Annotated in this window: 18 protein-coding genes, 3 tRNA genes and 1 riboswitch; of the genes, 4 read left to right on the top strand and 17 right to left on the bottom strand. The window is 37.4% G+C overall.

The features are described 5' to 3' along the window. Positions 1-5: 5 nt before the first annotated feature. The 6 genes from LJC66_RS11315 to LJC66_RS11290 form a co-directional block, all read right to left on the bottom strand. On the bottom strand, positions 6-1,406 hold the full coding sequence (locus tag LJC66_RS11315) for a Na+/H+ antiporter NhaC family protein (protein WP_230932570.1): 1,401 nt from the start codon (positions 1,404-1,406) through the stop codon (positions 6-8). Between the two features lie 214 nt (positions 1,407-1,620). Next, positions 1,621-1,692 (bottom strand) — tRNA-Gly (locus tag LJC66_RS11310). Between the two features lie 19 nt (positions 1,693-1,711). Then, positions 1,712-1,793: transfer RNA gene (locus LJC66_RS11305), tRNA-Leu, on the bottom strand. Between the two features lie 26 nt (positions 1,794-1,819). Beyond that, a tRNA-Trp gene (locus LJC66_RS11300) sits at positions 1,820-1,893 on the bottom strand. A 219-nt stretch (positions 1,894-2,112) separates the two neighbouring features. Beyond that, positions 2,113-3,507, bottom strand: a complete 1,395-nt coding sequence (locus tag LJC66_RS11295; protein ID WP_374199214.1) for a phospholipase D-like domain-containing protein — start codon at positions 3,505-3,507, stop codon at positions 2,113-2,115. 309 nt (positions 3,508-3,816) lie between these two features. Continuing rightward, positions 3,817-4,086: a hypothetical protein gene (locus tag LJC66_RS11290; protein ID WP_230932568.1), complete on the bottom strand. Its 270-nt coding sequence runs from the start codon at positions 4,084-4,086 to the stop codon at positions 3,817-3,819. Between the two features lie 504 nt (positions 4,087-4,590). Here LJC66_RS11290 and LJC66_RS11285 point away from each other — a divergent pair. The 3 genes from LJC66_RS11285 to LJC66_RS11275 all read left to right on the top strand — a co-directional run bounded on the left by LJC66_RS11285 (position 4,591) and on the right by LJC66_RS11275 (position 7,187). Continuing rightward, positions 4,591-5,709 (top strand): GerAB/ArcD/ProY family transporter, encoded by a 1,119-nt coding sequence (locus LJC66_RS11285; protein WP_230932567.1) that lies wholly within the window; start codon positions 4,591-4,593, stop codon positions 5,707-5,709. Positions 5,710-5,805: 96 nt separating this feature from the next. Next, entirely contained in the window at positions 5,806-6,039 is a 234-nt protein-coding gene (locus LJC66_RS11280; RefSeq protein WP_028408627.1) for a hypothetical protein, read from the top strand. A gap of 26 nt (positions 6,040-6,065) precedes the next feature. Continuing rightward, entirely contained in the window at positions 6,066-7,187 is a 1,122-nt protein-coding gene (locus tag LJC66_RS11275) for a GerAB/ArcD/ProY family transporter (RefSeq protein ID WP_230932566.1), read from the top strand. Between the two features lie 25 nt (positions 7,188-7,212). Here the strand turns inward: LJC66_RS11275 and LJC66_RS11270 are convergent, their stop codons facing one another. From LJC66_RS11270 to LJC66_RS11230, 10 genes are all read right to left on the bottom strand, one after another. After that, positions 7,213-8,547: an FAD-dependent oxidoreductase gene (locus tag LJC66_RS11270; RefSeq protein ID WP_121945042.1), complete on the bottom strand. Its 1,335-nt coding sequence runs from the start codon at positions 8,545-8,547 to the stop codon at positions 7,213-7,215. 241 nt (positions 8,548-8,788) lie between these two features. After that, positions 8,789-8,923, bottom strand: a complete 135-nt coding sequence (locus tag LJC66_RS27730; RefSeq protein WP_269067589.1) for a hypothetical protein — start codon at positions 8,921-8,923, stop codon at positions 8,789-8,791. 82 nt (positions 8,924-9,005) lie between these two features. Then, on the bottom strand, positions 9,006-11,087 hold the full coding sequence (locus LJC66_RS11265; protein WP_230932565.1) for a DNA topoisomerase III: 2,082 nt from the start codon (positions 11,085-11,087) through the stop codon (positions 9,006-9,008). 127 nt (positions 11,088-11,214) lie between these two features. Next, the gene (locus LJC66_RS11260) at positions 11,215-12,870 is read right to left on the bottom strand and encodes a DUF2339 domain-containing protein (RefSeq protein ID WP_230932564.1); all 1,656 of its coding nucleotides are present in this window, start codon (positions 12,868-12,870) and stop codon (positions 11,215-11,217) included. Positions 12,871-13,043: 173 nt separating this feature from the next. Beyond that, positions 13,044-13,280 (bottom strand): hypothetical protein, encoded by a 237-nt coding sequence (locus LJC66_RS11255; RefSeq protein WP_013056931.1) that lies wholly within the window; start codon positions 13,278-13,280, stop codon positions 13,044-13,046. 99 nt (positions 13,281-13,379) lie between these two features. Continuing rightward, positions 13,380-13,823, bottom strand: a complete 444-nt coding sequence (locus LJC66_RS11250) for a hypothetical protein (protein ID WP_025752277.1) — start codon at positions 13,821-13,823, stop codon at positions 13,380-13,382. Positions 13,824-13,976: 153 nt separating this feature from the next. Next, positions 13,977-15,005: a spore photoproduct lyase gene (splB, locus tag LJC66_RS11245; RefSeq protein WP_025752275.1), complete on the bottom strand. Its 1,029-nt coding sequence runs from the start codon at positions 15,003-15,005 to the stop codon at positions 13,977-13,979. Between the two features lie 77 nt (positions 15,006-15,082). Further along, on the bottom strand, positions 15,083-15,265 hold the full coding sequence (locus LJC66_RS11240) for a hypothetical protein (protein ID WP_230932820.1): 183 nt from the start codon (positions 15,263-15,265) through the stop codon (positions 15,083-15,085). Positions 15,266-15,428: 163 nt separating this feature from the next. Further along, on the bottom strand, positions 15,429-15,680 hold the full coding sequence (locus LJC66_RS11235; protein WP_195694080.1) for a transcriptional regulator SplA domain-containing protein: 252 nt from the start codon (positions 15,678-15,680) through the stop codon (positions 15,429-15,431). Between the two features lie 82 nt (positions 15,681-15,762). After that, positions 15,763-16,722 carry a LacI family DNA-binding transcriptional regulator gene (locus LJC66_RS11230; protein ID WP_230932563.1) on the bottom strand — a complete coding sequence of 320 codons (960 nt, stop codon included), beginning with the start codon at positions 16,720-16,722 and terminating at the stop codon, positions 15,763-15,765. 124 nt (positions 16,723-16,846) lie between these two features. Between LJC66_RS11230 and LJC66_RS27725 the strand changes: the two genes are divergently transcribed. Then, entirely contained in the window at positions 16,847-16,975 is a 129-nt protein-coding gene (locus tag LJC66_RS27725) for a hypothetical protein (RefSeq protein WP_013083044.1), read from the top strand. Between the two features lie 39 nt (positions 16,976-17,014). Here the strand turns inward: LJC66_RS27725 and LJC66_RS11225 are convergent, their stop codons facing one another. Continuing rightward, entirely contained in the window at positions 17,015-18,325 is a 1,311-nt protein-coding gene (locus LJC66_RS11225) for a Na+/H+ antiporter NhaC family protein (protein ID WP_016764004.1), read from the bottom strand. A gap of 84 nt (positions 18,326-18,409) precedes the next feature. Next, positions 18,410-18,516: riboswitch (SAM riboswitch) on the bottom strand. Between the last annotated feature and the right edge of the window lie 21 nt (positions 18,517-18,537).

Here is an 18,537-nt window from a genome sequence, read left to right as displayed (position 1 = left end):
CTCATTTAAAACAAGAAAGATACAACGAGATAAAAAGCAACTGTTATTCCAGCTGCAATTAAAGCTGGCTTTAATTTATATTTGGCATATTCAATAACAGATAAATCTAATATTTTGGCGATGGTATTCGTATCGTCGCTTAAAGGCGAAGAAAACGCTCCAAATGAACCGCTTGCAAATACTGCACCGATAATCAACGGCAAAGAAATATCTGCAGAACTCGCAAGCGATACGCCAAGCGGCATTAAAATCCCCCACGTCCCCCAAGCAGACCCGATAAAGTAAGAAATAGCAGCTCCAAACACAAACATAAAAGGAGTGACAAACATTTGAGGAATCCACTTAGAATGTGCGGTCACGAAATTCGAAAAACCCAAGTCTTCTGTAACAGCGGATAACCCCCATACTACCGATAACAGCAGAATAACGGACATTAAGTCATTCCCTCCTGTGATAAACCCATTAAGCAAATTCTGTAATGTAAAGCGCTGAAATAAGAAAAAAATGAGGGTAATTAACGTAGTCATAATTAAAGCTACTACCATCGCTTCTAGCACGTCTGCTTTAATAAATGCTTCAAAAAAGGTGTGACTCTTACGATGTCCACTCCACCATGTTAAAAGTAAGGTGAGTGAAATCACAATAAGTAAAGGCACTAACAGATTCCAAGGCTTAGAAGGCAAATCCTTCGATACGCAAGGATGACAATCATGCCAATCTTTTTCGTCTTCTTTCTTGAGCTTCATAGGAGCTGTAGATGTTGAATGATGAAAAAAGCTTAAATAAATCCCTACTAAAATAATCACAATCGAAAAGAAATTATAAGGAATGCTTTGAATGAACAAAGAATAAGCGTCTTGTTTTATGCCTTGATGATCAATCGCCATTTGAATGATGGATACCATGTATCCTACAAATGCCGTTGCCACGGGAATTAAGACGATAACAGGAGTAGCAGTTGTTTCAATAACAAACCCTAGCTCTGCTGTCGTCATTTTCACTTTTTTCAGCAGCGCTCTCATGATGGGCGCGATCGTCACAAAACGAAATGTGGGAGCACTGAATGTTCCAATGGTTGAAACATAGGTTAAAATAAGGGCTTTTTTTCTTGTATCAATTCTTTCAGCAGCTGTTTCTACAAACCCCTTAACTCCTCCAGCCATCTTAATCATTCCGATAAGCCCTGAAAACGCGTATAAAAAGACGACGATTTCTATATTACTTTTGTTTCTAAGAGCTTGTACAACGTAGTGAAGCAGTTTTTCAACACCTCCGATAATCGAATGATCAATCAAATAAGCGCCTACTAATAGGCCTAAAAACAACCCTGGCAGCACTTGTTTGGTGAAAATAGCTATGGGAATAACAATTAAAAACGGTATAATTGAAAACCAACTAGATTCCATAGGACTCTCCCCTATCTTAAAAACCATATTAGATGTCTTCACGTATCGTTCATTAGCTTTTAATGTAACCCCAATATTGTGTCTATATTCACGAAAACAACCCGTATAAGCAGTATTGCTTTAATAAAATATTTCTGATTACAAACAGCATACTAAAACTCTTTATTTCTACAACAAAAAAGCAGTTTGCACATGCAAACTGCTTTTGAAAAGAAGCGGAAGACGAAGTTCGAACTCGCGACCCCCACCTTGGCAAGGTGGTGTTCTACCACTGAACTACTTCCGCGCATATATCAAAATAAAGATGCGGGTGAAGGGACTTGAACCCCCACGTCATAAGACACTAGATCCTAAGTCTAGCGCGTCTGCCAATTCCGCCACACCCGCGTGTGAATTAAAAGATAACTCCAAAATGGCAGGGGCAGTAGGAATCGAACCCACACTGACGGTTTTGGAGACCGTAGTTCTACCTTTAAACTATGCCCCTAGAAATGATTTCTTCAAAAGAACCTCGTTTATGAACGACGCTATATCATAATAAAACATATATGGAATTTCGTCAATAGGTCTTTTGATGAATCATAACTAGTACTAGGGGTTTCAAAAAACTGTGAGGCATATCACAGTTGTTTACACATTCCTTTCACCAGCTGCAGCCTCTTTAATCTCCGCTATTTGTTTTTAAAGACTCTGCTGTAACACAGCGCTATACAAAATGTCTCCAAAATCGCGTAAAGACCGAAAGAATATGTAGGAGTGCAGATTTTACAGGAGGCACGTTTTTTTGAGAATCCGTATAAAACTCCACAGGTTCTCCCTCATTTCCCACAAGCATACTGTGAGAAATTTTAGTTTCAATAGCTCTTGTTAACTCGGCTGCAAATTCTTCACTATCTATCATAACCATGGATTCAGTGTTTAAAAATACAGATCGTGAATCTAAGTTAAAAGAACCAACTGCACTTAAACGCTGATCATAAACAACAGATTTCCCGTGAATTGAATAAGGCTTTTGATATTCATAAAGCTTCGAACCAGCTTTTATAACGCGATTCTTTACTCCCAGGTATGCAGAAAAAGCCATAGCATTTGGCGTGGATGTAATCGAATTAGTTAAAATAATTCTTTGCACTTTTGGTTTCACTCGCTTATCTATATACTGTTCCATCTCTTTTGTTGGTACGATATAAGGACTTTGAACAACAATGGATTTTTCAGCTTGTTGGGAAAGCTTAATAAATGTTTTCCATATAAAAGGACTTTTATTCATTCTTTGGATAGGATTTGTAATAAAAGAAACTTTTCTTGTAGGCATCGTTGATTCTCTCCATACAATATAAGGATGAACAAAAGGTTCGTTTGCTTTTTTGGCCTCTTCGTATTGATCTATCAACAATTTTTTTCCTGAAAGACCACGAAATTGTTTAGTTTTGTTGAGCTTTGGAAAAGCTTTGCGTGTATACGGATGAGTCCATAATTTCTCTACATACTTCTCCATCGAGAGAATGGCACTATGACTTTCTTGCTTTGTGTTATAAATCAGCACATCACGGTCATAGACAAAATTTTTATTTGGTTGACTGGCCAAGTATTTATCTCCAATGTTTCGTCCTCCACTAATACCTAATTGGCCATCGACTACTATTATTTTATCGTGAAGACGATTATGCCATGTCCAAGGTTTAAAAATAATAAAGGGCTCATAGTACTTTAATTCAATATTATTGTGGAAAGCTAGAGCATACAGAACATTTTTTCTCTTGCCTTTTAACCCATGAGAGATCCCGTCTAACAGCACTCGAATACGTATACCTCGATCCGCAGCTTCGAATAAAGCGCCCATAAGTAAATCCGAAGAACGACCTTTACCGATGGAAAAGTACGCAATATCGATTGTATGCCTCGCTTCTTGAATCATCTGCATCCGAACAAGTCCTGAAAAATAACCATTTTCTAAAAGCATAACTCGGTCTGTGGATTCTTTCTTCCCGTAAAAATTCTCAGTATTCATTACTTTTAAGTCTTTTCCCTTGTGCAAAGGGACATAAAACAGTACCACTGCAGTTACGAATACATATATGAAGTACAATACGACAATCATTATTAGTATATTTATTAGCATGTTTCCTGTCACAATCCCTTTCCATTCTTATTCTTCTGTTTTTATTAGGATTCTTACTTTTTTAACTTCTATACCTTTTAAAATAAGAATGGAATGATGGATTATTTATTACACCACTGTTGATTTCCGTGCCAGTCTTCGCCTTTCCCTCCAAACAATAGCTAGAAGCAATTATATAGACGAAACCTACGTTCATACTACCAATAAAAAAAGCAGAAGTTGATTATCTTCTGCTTTTACAATTTATACTCTCTATTGTGAACCTGCCTAAGTAAAACAGCGGCTCTTTTATTGATTAAGGTCGTTCTCCATATCTTTTATATCTTGCTGAAACTCTGTTAAACGCTGACGCTGTGTTTCAGAAGCATTTTCAAGCGCATTCTCAATTTGCTGAGAGGCTTCATTCACTTCACCTATCGCTTGCTTCGCTTCATGGCCGTACGATGCATCATTTTTAGCTTCATTTGCTTGTTTATATGCATCTACTGCTTCTTTATGCCCCTGCTGCGCTGCTTGAAACGATTGTTGTTTATCTTTATTATATGGGTATTTTTTCATCATAGTGCTCCTTTCCATTTGTTCACTCTTTAGTGTGGCATTTTTCTACTTATTCATACGATGCTTCAATAGGTTAAGGCTAAGTAAATATTCCTCATAACAAATCCCTCAATCATTTAAGAGCCCTAGAAAATATCTTCTGTCTCCTGAAATACTTTCTATATTTTACAGAAATGTATAATCACTTTCTTTAGCGGACATCATACGAATAGCTTATCTGAACGAAAAAATGTATTGGGGTTGACTGCATGCACTTGTTTCTTTCCTTTTTGATCATTTGTGCAGGGATTATATGGATGGAAATAAAAAGATTACCTCAACACTCCCATAAAAAGGAACGGAACATTTTTATTGTGTTCATGACAGTCAGTATCATAATCGCTCTTGCAAAAATCTTTCGGCTGCCTCTACCGAACCCTTCTGATTGGGTAGAAGGAATGTTTCGACCTTTAAGTCACTTATTATTCCGTTGGATCACTTAATTAGTGTATATGGCAAAAGGATGTGCTCATTTTGCTTAATGAAATCAATATTTCAGCTGCGCAGTTTCGCAAATTAGTAACTTTGTATAGCATCGGAAGCACCATTATTGTTGTACCTGCCGCTATTACAGCTGATGCTCATCAAGATGCCTGGATTGCCGCACTCTTCGGTGTAGCATCAGGCATTGGCTTAGTTTTGCTTTTTACCTCACTAGGAAAAATGTTTCCAACACTTACGCTGATGGAAATGAACGAAAAAATTTTAGGCAAACTATTTGGAAAGATTGTTTCTGCTGTTTTTGTGTTATCCAATTTATTTATCAGCAGTCAAGTTCTTTACTATGTAGGGAATTTTCTCACTACACAAATTCTTCCCTACACGCCGCTTACAGCCATTCACATTGCATTTATGGGTGTGGTCATCGTAGGAGTACGCCTAGGAATAGAAGTTATTGCACGAAGTGCCGAGATTTTATTTCCTTGGTTTGTCGGATTATTCGGACTTCTCATTTTGTCTATGATCCCTCAAATTAAAATAGAGCATATTCAGCCTGTGTTCGAAATCCATCCAAAAGCTTTTATTCGGGCTGTTTTAACGTTTTTAAGCATGAGTTCTTTGACTTACACTATTCTGCTTATGATTTTTCCTTCCCATACACCAGACACGAAAAAGGCCACTCAATCCTTTTATATAGGTAATATAGCCGGTGGACTAGTGATGGTTACGTTAATCTTACTCGGAATTCTAGTACTTGGTCCTTATTACTCCCAAATCACCATGTTTCCAAGCTATGAATTAGGAAGAAGAATTGATGTAGGAAACTTTCTTCAAGGAATTGAAGTAGTCATTGCTATTTTGTGGTTTATTACTCTCTTTTTTAAACTTTGCATTTACTTTTACGCTACTCTTTTAGGGTTTGCCAATGTATTTCATATAAAGGACTACAAGCTATTTTCTTTTCCAGTCGCGCTCATTATGATTACCCTTTCCCTTATTGTGTATCCAAACGTTTCTTATCAAAAGGATTGGGATACAAAAACGTGGATTCCCTACAGCTTACTTGTAGGCATCTTATATCCACTTTTCCTTTTAATTGCAGGGTTTATTCAAAATAAAAAGCGGCGTTCTAGCAATGGATAAAAACTCACAAACCTTTAATAAAGAATGCACCTTCAGTATAAGTAATTATTTTTCAGGAAAATATAACATTAATTATTCATGTATAGGAGCTAGTGTATGCTAGGGGTATTGGGGTTGCTTATTGTTTGCACGCTCGTCATTTGGTTTGAAGTACCTAAACTACGGCAAAAAAAAGCAAAGAAAGAACTGTGGCTATTCTATACAGTTCTTGCAATCGGAATGGTCGTAAGCATCTGTAAAGCACTTGGTTTAAATGTTCCAAATCCTTCTGATTTATCAGCTGCTATCTTCAAGCCAATCAGCATATTTTTACTTCATTTATTATCTTAAGACGTTAAGACGAGGAAGTGAATACAGTGAAACCTGTAGTTAAAATTTCAACGATTCAATTTCGCATGCTCGTTATGCTTTATACAATTGGAAGCACAATTGTTATTGCTCCAGCAGCTATGACTGTAGATTCTAAACAAACCGCTTGGATTCCAGCTATCCTTGGAGCAGTATGCGGATTTGTATTAGTGAAAGTATATATAGCTCTAGGACTTTTATTTAAAGATAAAAATCTGATAGAAATCAATGAAGCAGTGTTTGGAAAATATCTAGGAAAAGGTGTATCTTGTTTATTTGTCACGTCTACTGTCATAACATGCAGCCGCATTGTATACTACGTGGGGAGTTTTTTAAATACACATATTATGATGGAAACTCCGCTGATTGCTATTCACATTATTTTTATGCTTGTGGTTGTGTTCGGCGCAAGACTCGGACTAGAAACCATCGCACGCTGCTGTGAAATATTTTTCCCTTGGTTTATTGGCCTTCTCGGAATTTTCATCTTCTCACTGACTCCTCAAATGAAAGTAGAAAACCTTATGCCTTTATTAGATATTCACTTAAAGCCGCTGACTCATTCAGTTTTCACCTTTCTTAGCATCACTTATTTTACTTTTGCTCCTTTAATGATGGTATTTCCTCTTCATTTAAGAAAACCTGAAAAAGGTGCTAAAGCTTTAATCAGCGGAAGTCTGTTAGGTGGATTTATTATGGTAGCGATCATTCTCTTTTGTATAATGGTTATTGGCTCTTATCATTCTTCAACTACCATGTTTCCTGTATACGAAATGGCTAAGCGAATTGAACTGGGGAATTTTTTGCAAGGAATTGAAGTAATTATTGCTATTATATGGTTTCTTACTCTTTTCTTTAAAGTTTCTCTCTATTTTCATGCTTCTATCGCTGGGCTTTGCCACATTTTTAACGTTAACGAAACTCGATTTCTAACGTTACCGATGGGGTTAATCGTTACAACTTTTTCTATTATCGTTTATCCAACTATTATCTATCAAAAAACATGGTTAGCCGAAACGTGGATTCCCTATAGTTTTTTCGTAGGAGCTTTTTATCCTTTTATTCTCCTTACTATAGGCTGGATCCGCTTTAGACCTGCTAAAATAAAAAAGATAATAAAATCCACATAAAAAAAGCAGGTAGTCACCTGCTTTTTTATGCTTGAAGCGCTTGAAGTCCTGCTTGGTTTAAGAAATGCCAAGGCTTATTAAAATGCGGCTGAAAGAAAAAGTCCATGAAGCCAAGCTCATCAATCGTCATTTCCTGCTGTACACATACAGACAATGTATTGATTGCTTGAGTAGCATCAATTTTAGAAATAACCTGTGCACCTACAATTCGTCTTGTTTCTTCTTCATATACTACTTTTAACGTAATATTTTCGTACGTTGGCATGAATTCAGGTCGGTTATTCTCTGATATTGTGATACTTTTCACATTCATATCAAAAAGAGAAGCTGCTGTTTCAGTTATGCCGGTAGATGCAACATTGTAATCATAAATATGCAAGCCTGACGTTCCTTGTGTTCCCATATACTTAATCGTTGGCTTAACAAGGTTTTGAGCTACTAATGTTCCCATTCTAACTGCATTGGTAGCAAGCGGAATATAGGCATGTTTCTTAATCGGATTGTAGTAAATGGCACAGCTATCTCCGGCAGCAAATATATCTTTTTTGCTTGTTTGCATATATTCATCAACCACAATTGCGCCGTTTGGAAGCATGTCTACTTGTCCTTTTACTAAGTCTGTATTTGGACGGAAGCCAACACACAGAATAACAAGATCCGCTTCGTATTCGCCTTCAGTTGTCACTACTTTTTCAACAGATCCCTCACTGCCTACAAATTTCGTAACCGCTTGGTTTAATGCTAATTTAACTCCTCGATTTTCAAACTCAGTTTCCATTAGATTCGTAAATTCTGGATCAAGATATTTATTTAAAATGCGATCAGCACTATCAATAAACGTCACTTCTTTTCCATACACTTCGAATGCTTCTACTAATTCTGCACCAATATAACCCGCACCAATCACGGCTATTTTCTTCGCTTGCTTCGCTTTTTCAATAATGTGATTAGCATGCTGATAGTTTTTACAAAGCACAACATTATTTAAATCGATGCCTTCAAGGTTTGGAATAATCGGCCATGATCCAGTTGTCATCACTAGTTTATCAAATGTATCTTCAAATTCTTCGTTGGTTTCTAAATTTCGTACAGCTATTTTTTTGTCTTCTGTATCAATATTCGTAACTTCATGTTTCATTTTCATATTTACACCCATCTCTTGCAATTCAGACGGTGAAGAGTAAAATAAGCCATTTGCATCTTTTACGACCCCGCCTACATAGAGCGCGATTCCACAAGACAAAAATGAAACATTATCATTTCGCTCATAAACTGTAATTTTAGCTTCTGGATAAAGTTCTGCCATATTTTTTACTGCTGCCGTTCCTGCATGTGTACACCCTACTACTGCAATTTTCATAGATGATATCCCCCTTAGGATTATAGAAAATATAATATTGTGAAGTTTTTCACATATATTGTGAAATGTTTCACATATCTTTTACAATTCTTATTATACAAACTTGTTTGTTCTTTTTCAAGAGATATGTGAAAAAAATCACATACTTTTTTAAAAAAATATGTTACAGGGTTCTTTAAATAGCGTTGAAGCTTGATATGATGCGCTTTTCTTGCTGATGCGCTGCTGATGAAAAATTTCATCAGCTTGTTTTTTTACGTAGAAATTCACTATCCAATGCACTCTCCATCCAAAAAAATAAGACGGATAAAAGAGTCACCGCTAAAATGATTAGTACCATCACTCCTACTATAAAGAACAAAATCAAACGATCCATATTCCACTCCACCTTACTTACTCATCACTTACTCCATATTATACGAAAAAAGTGCGATACCATGGTATCGCACTTTTCGACGTTAGTTATCTTTTTTATCTTGAAGAGCTTGTTTTAAAGCATCACCCAAACTTGAACCAAATGCTCCATCATCATTGTATTTGTTAAGAAGCTTTCGTTCTTCTCGTTTTGAAATCTTTTTCTTTTTGTCCTCAGCTTTCTCCACTACTTGACATGAACGGCATTGGAAGTACGTACCCGCTTTTCCTGAGTGAATTTCCATTCGCTTGTGACACTGCGGACAGCGTCGATTCGATAGTTTAGGGTCTTTTGCGCGTCTATAACTGCACTCAAGGCTTGAACAAACGAGCACTCTTCCTTGCTTTGTTTTCTTTTCTTTCAAGAAAGAACCGCATTCCGGACATTTAGAACCCGTTAAATTATGAGGTTTGTACGTTTGATTACTCGTTTTTACTTGCTTAACTAGCTTTTCTGTTTGTTCGCGAATATTTGTTAAGAACTCTTTTGCATTTCCTTTTCCTTTAGCAATTGCTTCTAAGTCACGTTCCCACTTAGCTGTAAGCTCAGGCGACTTTAACTCATCTGCTACTAGGTCAATCAGCTGCTTCCCTTTTTTGGTTGCGTGCAGACGATTGTTTTGGCGATCAATGGATTCATTTTGCAGAAGTTTTTCAATAATATCTGCACGTGTTGCCGGGGTACCTAAATTATGTTTTTCCATTTGTCCAAGAAGATCCGCTTCTGTATAGCGCTGCGGCGGCTCTGTAAATGCACTTTTCATCGTTACATCTTGAATGAGCAGCTTGCTGCCTTCTTCCATATCAGGCAGCTTCACCGTTGCTTCTGAGTCTCCACCAGAAACTTTTTTGAAACCTGCATTCACGACTTGCTTTCCGCTTGCTACTAACTGTTCCCCATTTACTTCAAGCTCTGCTTTAACCACTTCATACTCATATGCAGGATAAAATAATGAAATAAATCGCTTTGCAATTAAGTCATACAGCTTTCGTTCATCAGCTGATAAGTCCTGGAGAAATACAGGCTGATCCGTTACGATAATAGCGTGGTGATCACTTACTTTTTCGTTATTAACCACTCGCTTTGGCAACTGTGCATTTCTTAAAATTGGACGAACCTCTTCTTTATATACAGCAGAGATGCTTTCCAAACGCTCTTTCATAGTAGAAACCATATCTGTTGTTAAATAACGGGAATCTGTACGTGGATACGTGACTAACTTATGCTGTTCATATAACTTTTGAAGTACATTCAATGTCTTCTTAGCAGAGAAGTTAAAGCGTTTGTTAGCATCTCGCTGCAGTTCGTTTAAGTCATAAGGAAGCGGCTGGGCTTCTTTATGGATTTTGCGTTTAATTGTTTTTACAACTGCCTCACCTGATAATTTTGAGTGCAGCTCTTTTGCGCGTTTTTCATCAAAAATGCGCCTTTCATTGCCCTTTTGCCAAGCCGCTTCAAAAGATGAAAACTGCGCTGTAAGCGTCCAATATTCACTAGGTTTGAATGTATTAATTACTTGTTCACGCTCAATTATCATCGCAAGCGTCGGTGTTTGTACCCTTCCTGCCGACAATGGTTCTTCGTATTTAGTCGTTAACGCTCTCGTTACGTTTAAACCGATAAGCCAATCGGCTTCTGAACGGCAAACGGCTGAGTCGTACAAGCGATTAAACTCTTTTCCTGGTTTTAACTGTTTAAATCCGTCACGAATTGCTTTATCCGTTTGAGACGAAATCCAAAGGCGTTTAAACGGCTTGTTCCAGCGTATCTTTTCCATAATCCAGCGTGCTACAAGCTCTCCTTCACGCCCTGCATCAGTCGCAATAATTAACTCGCCAATATCCTTTCTTTTTGCTAGATCGGATACTGTGCGAAACTGAGAGCTCACTTTACGAATTACTTTTAATTTCATTTTTTCAGGCATGATTGGCAGATCTTCCAATCGCCATGTTTTATATTGGTTATCATAATCCTCTGGTGTTTGTAATTCAACTAAATGACCGAGTGCCCATGTTACGACATACTTTGGTCCTTCAATATACCCTTTTTTTGTTTGTGTGCTGCCAAGTACGCGCGCAAGATCACGTGCTACACTTGGCTTTTCTGCTAATACAAGTGATTTCATTTTATGTATACCTCCAATTCACTTGTTCCATTATACATGATTGTATACCTTTTGTACGACTTCAAGATTAAGTTTACATAATCATATTATAATAAAGAAAGCTGAAGAATTTCTCTTCAGCTTCGAGCTACTTCTTTTTATAAAATAGTCGCGAGATAATTAAACCGATAGCTCCTAAGACGATAAATAACAAGGCTCGTATAGCCATTGGGATAAAAGGTAAATCGTATAAAATGAGTTTAAAAAGTGTTAAGAACAAAATGCCCACGCCGATATACGTTGCTGTTTTAAACGTTTTAAGTGATCCTATTACAAATGCTGCAATGGACATCCCTAACCAAACGGCCGTCATAATAAGCGTTTGCGGATTAGTGGAAAGATGATTGGTGCCAGCGACCGTCACTTCCGTAGCAAAAATTAAAGAAAGAATAGAAAAAACAATACTTCCTCCAATTTTGAACATATCGTGCTCATCTTGTTCTGTTTTTTGAACGCTGATCCATATAAATACTGGAATAGAAGCTAACACAACAAGCCAATTTAATGTCGGAAGAGACAGCACTCGTTCGATTGGTGTAACTAAGATATACGTTGCGCTCAGTATATAAATCGTATAAGAAAATAGTTGATGAAGTAGATTTTTATACGTCATGGCGATATAGTAAACAGCCAGTCCTTGAATCACATATAAAATAACTCCTTCTCTTAAATCGACGAGCTGATGAATAAAAAACGCTACTGCAACAATTAAATAGGTAATAAAAAATTCAAATTTCTCTTTAGAACTTCTTACTGCGTAAACACCTAATGCGTAAATAATGACTAGCGCAAGCAGCACCATTGTGGTCGTGCCATCGTCAAAAACGGCGAGCAGCCAGCCGTACGTAACTGCTAAACTCGATAAAAGGGTAAACGCATATACTTGGAGTACGGATTGTGATAGAAAAAAACTTGAAATTAAGCATAAATGCTGAATAAGAATCGCCATACCTAATAACTCTTTTACACCATTATCACCAACAAACGAGTAATAAATGAGTAGCGTAAGATTTAATAGTACCGCGGAAAGAACATATAAAATTGAATATTTTTGTTTGACTGCCACATATAAAAAGGCAATATACAGAAGCGTTTCATAGCCAATGAAAACGAGCGCATTAGGCGAATTACTTTCAATAAGAAAAGGAACTAGTACGCCTCCAACCGCGCTAATAATCCCTAATGCCTGTGAACGATAAAAGACTGTCGCGATAATCCCTAGGATAATCCAGCTCGCATTTAGTATAAAAGCAAGCGTTGGTCCCGCTAAATGATACAGGCTATGCATCGCAAACGTCGTTAACATGAGAATAGGAATAGCTCCTCCTACAAGTACTTGCCCGAGCACCAACCTGCCCTTTTTAATTTGGAAATGACCTGTCACAGCAAAACCTATTGAAACAACGAAACCGAGAACAACTTTTGCTTTTTCATTCATTAACCCATAGTCAGAGGCTGCTTTAAATCCCCATAGCACGCCAATAATAAATACAAAAATAAAAATTCTCGGCAGCCATGTTTGAAAAAGGACTTTTTCCCAATCAACGGGTTCTTCTATTGCCTGTGAGCTTTTAGCTGCTGGTTGAGCAGGACGTTTAGTCGTCTCCTCACGCTGCTTGGGAGGAGCGTGAACTGCTTTTGGTCTTGGAGAATTTGTTTTATATACGAGCGACTTTAGCCTGGCTACGTCTTCTTCTAAACTGCTTATTTTTCGTTCAAGTTCTTCTATTCTTTCTTTTTCCATTTTCTCTCACCCTTTCCCTTTAAAGTATTTGTGATGTTTATATGTATATCTAACAGAACTTAACTATTATACCATTAAAAGGGATATACCTTAGAAACATTCTACTTTAAGCAAAAAAAAATACAGCGCCCTTTTCAAAAGAAAAGTTCGTTGTATAGGATGTGCTGCATTTTTTATGTCACTTTCTCGCTGTATGTACTATGAAATCCCGCTTCGATGTGGGCTACTTGAAAGCTATGGTGACCAATTAAATATTTAACAATATCCACACGGTCAATTTTACCGGGCTTATTATTCATTGCTTCTCGCACCATAGATTGAAATGTTTCTTTGCAAAACTTCTTTTCATGAAGCAGAATCGTTTCACAATACTCTTCATGGTCTCCCTCTGAAATACGATAATAATGCATTTCTTTCACCCCTTTTTAATGTTATACCTATTACATACCCCAAATATTGCTATTTTAACAAATTAATTTTATTATTCTTTCTTTTTCCATATATATAGTTTATAGGGCAACGTTTCGAAACTCGTCGTTATAAATGCTAATTTGAAGCCGCTGAGAAAAACGTTCTTGTTCGATATATGTTTCAGGCATTAATCCAACAGGATATACCTTAGGGTTTTCGCCACTGCCTAATATGTATACATACATCTTTCCTTCGCTTGTATATCGAACCTTCGTCGAAATCCCCCCTTGCCCTTGAAGAGGCGCATAAACAGCTCTTACATTATCTCTTATTTCTTGTACAAACCCATGCAGTTCAACATCAGAATCATAATAATGATTTGCTTCATACAAGCCGTAAATACGAGACTTATCGATATCACATAATATGTTCCAAAATTCAGATAAATCTTCTTGGAACAACACTTGAATAAAATTCCGTGCAGCTTCTTGCTGTTCGTTTGTTAATTCTTTTGTTAGCGCAAACTCTTCATTCTTTAACATCTCAGTCACCTCCCTTTTGTATGTAATACGACAAGAGATAAAAATAACCTCTTTTTTTCAACTTATTAGCAAGCAATTTATTTTTTTACATTAAAAATTGAAAAGTTATTTTGACTAAGGCGTCAGAATAACTTTTCAATTACTGTAGAATAATTACGTAAAATATTCGATTTTTGCATTTGGAAAATACTGATCAATGTAATATTCTAATGTTTCTCTTAATTCTTGTTCTTCATCTTTTGCGTATACATACTTTCCAATTCCGTAACGCCCCCATTTGTAGCGGCGCTCCTCTTCATTCATCTCAAGCTTTGTTTTTGGATAATTTTTCTCAATTACCCGCTTGGCCGGCTTGGTAAAACGATGTTGAATCATTTCAAACGTAATATCGTCTCTTGATTCCTCAGGTATAGAGGCATCTAGCTTTTCAAATAACTGACGGTATCCCTCTTGCCAACCTTCATGAATGTAAATAGGCGCCACAATAAAGCCAAGTGGATATCCAGCTTTTGCAACTTTATTAGCAGCTTCAATCCGGTAATCAAGAGGAGATGTACCAGGTTCAAAGTTTTTTATAACATAATCTGCATTTATGCTAAAGCGAAAGCGCGTGCGACCATTATGTTTAGCATCCAATAAATGATCCACGTGATGAAATTTAGTTACAAAGCGCAGTTGACCTAGTTCACTTTCCCCAAAATATTCAATCGCGCGCTTTAATGAATGTGTTAAATGGTCAATTCCTACGATATCAGATGTACAAGCCGCTTCAAATCGCGTTATTTGAGGGGCTCTTTCCTGCATATATTGCTCTGCTTGACCTAATATTTCTTCAACATTCACGTACGTGCGAATATATGGTTTGCTTCCCATTGTTGTCTGCAAATAACAATAGTGACAGTGCCCCATACACCCTGTTGCAAACGGTATTGCATATTCAGCTGACGGTTTAGATGTATCAAATTTCAATGTTTTACGCACGCCAACTACTAAAGTCGACTTGGCATTGCGGTATTTTTGCAAATCATTTTTTCCCGGTATATTACGCACTTGATTATGAGAAGTTGTTTGACGAATCTCAATTCCCATCTTCTCAAATTTTTCTTTTAATTGAACACCAAGCGGATACTCCATTGCCCCTGGCTCAATATATACTAATTGAGGTACAAAAGGTTTTATCATCATGTACACTTCCTTTTTTCTAATACTAATAGCGTTTGAAAAATAAAAAGACTCTATCCTTGGTAATTAATTATTTTTCACACAAAAAGAGATGGGAACATACTGAAATGAACCCAATCTAAAAACGAACAATAGGGATACATGAGCCGAACTGCTTGTTCCATCGCTATTGATTTCCGTGCAAGGCTTCGCTTTCCGCGGGCGGCTGATGAGCCTCCTCGTCGCTTACGCTCCTGCGGGGTCTCATCTATTCCGCTTATCCCGCAGGAGTCTCCGCCTTGCTATCCAATCAACCACTAGAAACACCTACATACATGAAACTTCCGCTCACCATGATCATAAAAAAACACGAACTATTCATCCATTTTTGATAGATAGTTCGTGTTCACCTTTAACTACACTATTTTTGTCTTAGCCTCTGCATCAGTCATATTGTTCATAATCAAATATCTTATTATACATTTTTTCAGCTTCTTCATACGTTGAATACACGGCATCATCTTCAGCTAACAAATGATAAGACTCATGTAAAAACAGCGCTTTTTCACCTTTGTTTTCAGGATGTTCAACAATTTCAGCCTGATTAATATTCGCAACGTTTGCCGTATGAGGATTTCGGTAAATAACAAATACTTGATCTCCCACTTGATATTCTTTTTTCTCCACGGTCATCATCCTTTTCTTCTTTCTTTACTCGTATGATGTCCGCTTTTGCTCATTTTATCCGGTAAAAACAACTCATGGCATCATCAAGAACTCATACGCTTTTACGCTCAATAAACCGAAAAGGGAGCTCAATTTTCTGAGGAGCCTTGCTTCCCACTAATGTAAAAAGCGTTTCTCCCATTTCTTTAAGAGGAAGTTCGATCGTTGTTATTTGTAAATAAGAAGAAAGCGGATGATTATCAAAACCAATGATAGCTAATCCACCAGGAACTGAAATACCTGCTTGTTCGCACTGAGCTTTTATTCCGATAGCTACTTGATCGTTTGTTACTAAAAGCGCCTGAGGCCGATTTTTCATCTGCACTAGTTTTTCAACCACTTTTTCACCATCTGTCACGTTCAAACAGCCTTGAAAAACCCATTCCGGATGATAAGGCTGATTTATTCTTTCTACATATTCTTTGTATGCTTGTTGCCGCTGCAGGCTATTTGTACCTGTCATTCTTCCAATACAGTAGCCAATATCCGTATATCCTTTTTCTTTTAAATACAGGAGCGCCTGCTTAAAAGCTGCATAATGATCAACGTATACGGAGCGAATAGAACGATTCTGTACGTTTTCGCACACGGCTATCGGTCCGTACTGCTGATAATATTCAATCGTGCTCCAGCTGCTTGCTCTAGAACAAATAATCACTCCATCAACTTGCTTTGTTTTCAGCATATGAAGCGCTTCTTCTTCTTTTTTTACATCATAGTTCGTCTGACAAATAACAAGCTGATACTGCTTTTCTAACGCTTGAGAGGCGACTCCTTCTAAAAGCAAGCTGAAATACGGATGATTAATAAAAGGCAAGACGACGGCAATCATATTTGTTTTCCCTTTTGATAAGTGAACGGCATTAATGTTTTGTTCATAATTAAGTTCGTGAATAACCTGCTCTACCAGCCGGCGTTTTTCTTCTTTTACATACGGATGATGATTTAGCACCCGTGATACGGTCGAGACAGATACACCAGCTTTTTTTGCGATATCTCGGATATTTGTCATGTTTTCACCTTTTTCTCTTGCGCTGAAACGCGTTTCATACTTTATTCTCATTATAAAGTGAAACAGCAAGAAGCTAAACCCGTTACCATCGTGTTTTTATTCATTTACGTAAGGAGGTCATTTCATGGGTATTTTATTATTCATTTTATTATGCGGAATTGAAATTGGAGGAGCGGCTTATGCACTTAAACAGAACGAGACGCTTTGGAAGGAGTTAGATGATGAAAAGCCGACTGATTTTTTTAAACAGTAAAAAACCCTTAAAAAGAACATTCTTTTTAAGGGTTTGATATTACGCAGCTTCTTTAGATGACTTTGACTTTTTATTTAAACGAGGAAATCCAATTACAATTGCAATGATCCCGCAAACCGCTGTTAACATTGGGTAAAATGTAAATGGAATAATCTCAATCGGTGAAACTTTAGCAAATCCTGCTGCGAGAAGCATTTGTGCGCCGTAAGGGATCAGCCCTTGAACGCTGCATGAAAACAAGTCAAGCAGACTGGCTGATTTACGATTATCAATTGAATATTTATCAGAGATTTCTTTTGCTAACGGACCTGCTGTAATAATTGAAATCGTGTTATTAGCCGTCGCTAAATTAGTTAAACTTACCAGTCCAGCGATGCTGAATTCGCCGCCTTTTTTTGTTTGAATGCGTCGTGTTAATAAATTCAATAAGAACTGAATACCGCCGTTATAGCGAATAAGCTCAACCATTCCGCCGATTAGCAGAGATAAAATAATTAACTCTGACATTCCGCCAATACCTTCTGTCACAGTTTTAGCAAGAGAAGAAAGCGTGTAGCTTCCGTCAGCTAATCCAATCACGCCGGCTAATACAATTCCTCCGGTTAAAATGCTTAATACGTTTGCACCAAATATGGCAGCAACGAGTACGCCGACATAAGGCAAGATTTTAAACCAGCTAAAATCTTTAATTTCTACTGATGACGTATTGCCTAGCGTCATTACAAGCAATAAAATTACCGTAACAATCGCTGCAGGAAGGACAATAAAAAAGTTTACTTTTAATTTATCTGACATATTTGTTTTTTGCGTACGAACTGCTGCAATGGTCGTATCAGAGATTACGGATAAATTATCTCCAAACATTGCACCACCAACAACGGCAGCAATTGCTAATGTAATGGATACATGCGCTTGCTCACTGATTCCTACAGCAATAGGTCCTAGCGCAGCGATTGTTCCCATTGACGTTCCCATCGAAATTGAAATGAATGCGCCAATAACAAAGATTCCGACTACCACTAAGCTTTGCGGAAGCACAGACAGAGCTAAGTTTACAGTTGAATCAACAGCTCCCATGCCTTTAGCAACTTGAGAGAAAGCACCTGCTAAAATAAAAATAAGCACCATAATAATGATATCAGGATGCCCTGCTCCTTTAGCAAAACGTTCCACTTTTACATTAAGTGAATCTTTGCGGTTCATAGCCAGCGCCACAATGGCTGCAATAATAATGGCTACTAGTACAGGCAGCTTATAAAAATCTCCCGTTATAATTCCTGATCCGACAAACAGGACTAAAAAGACGCCCAGCGGTAACAGCGCCCAGCCGTTTCCTTTTTGTTGTTCCATTCTTAACACCTCTTGTTTACGTAATAAAAAAGACCTCTTCTTATTGATAAGAAGAGGTCTCTTATTTGTATCATAAGATTACCCTTCTCATCTTCCAAACGAAGCATCGTCTGCTGGATTTGGCACCGCACTGCGTACAGCCAGTTGCCGAGACATCATAGGGCCAGTCCCTCCGTCTCTCTTGATAAGAAGTTTATAGTTGTTTTAAAAAT

This window comes from Priestia sp. TSO9, assembly GCF_021029645.1.
In the GTDB taxonomy this organism is placed as follows: Bacteria; Bacillota; Bacilli; order Bacillales; family Bacillaceae_H; genus Priestia; species Priestia megaterium_E.
Note: the sequence above shows the minus strand (reverse complement) of the source record. Positions and strands in the feature narration are given on the sequence as shown.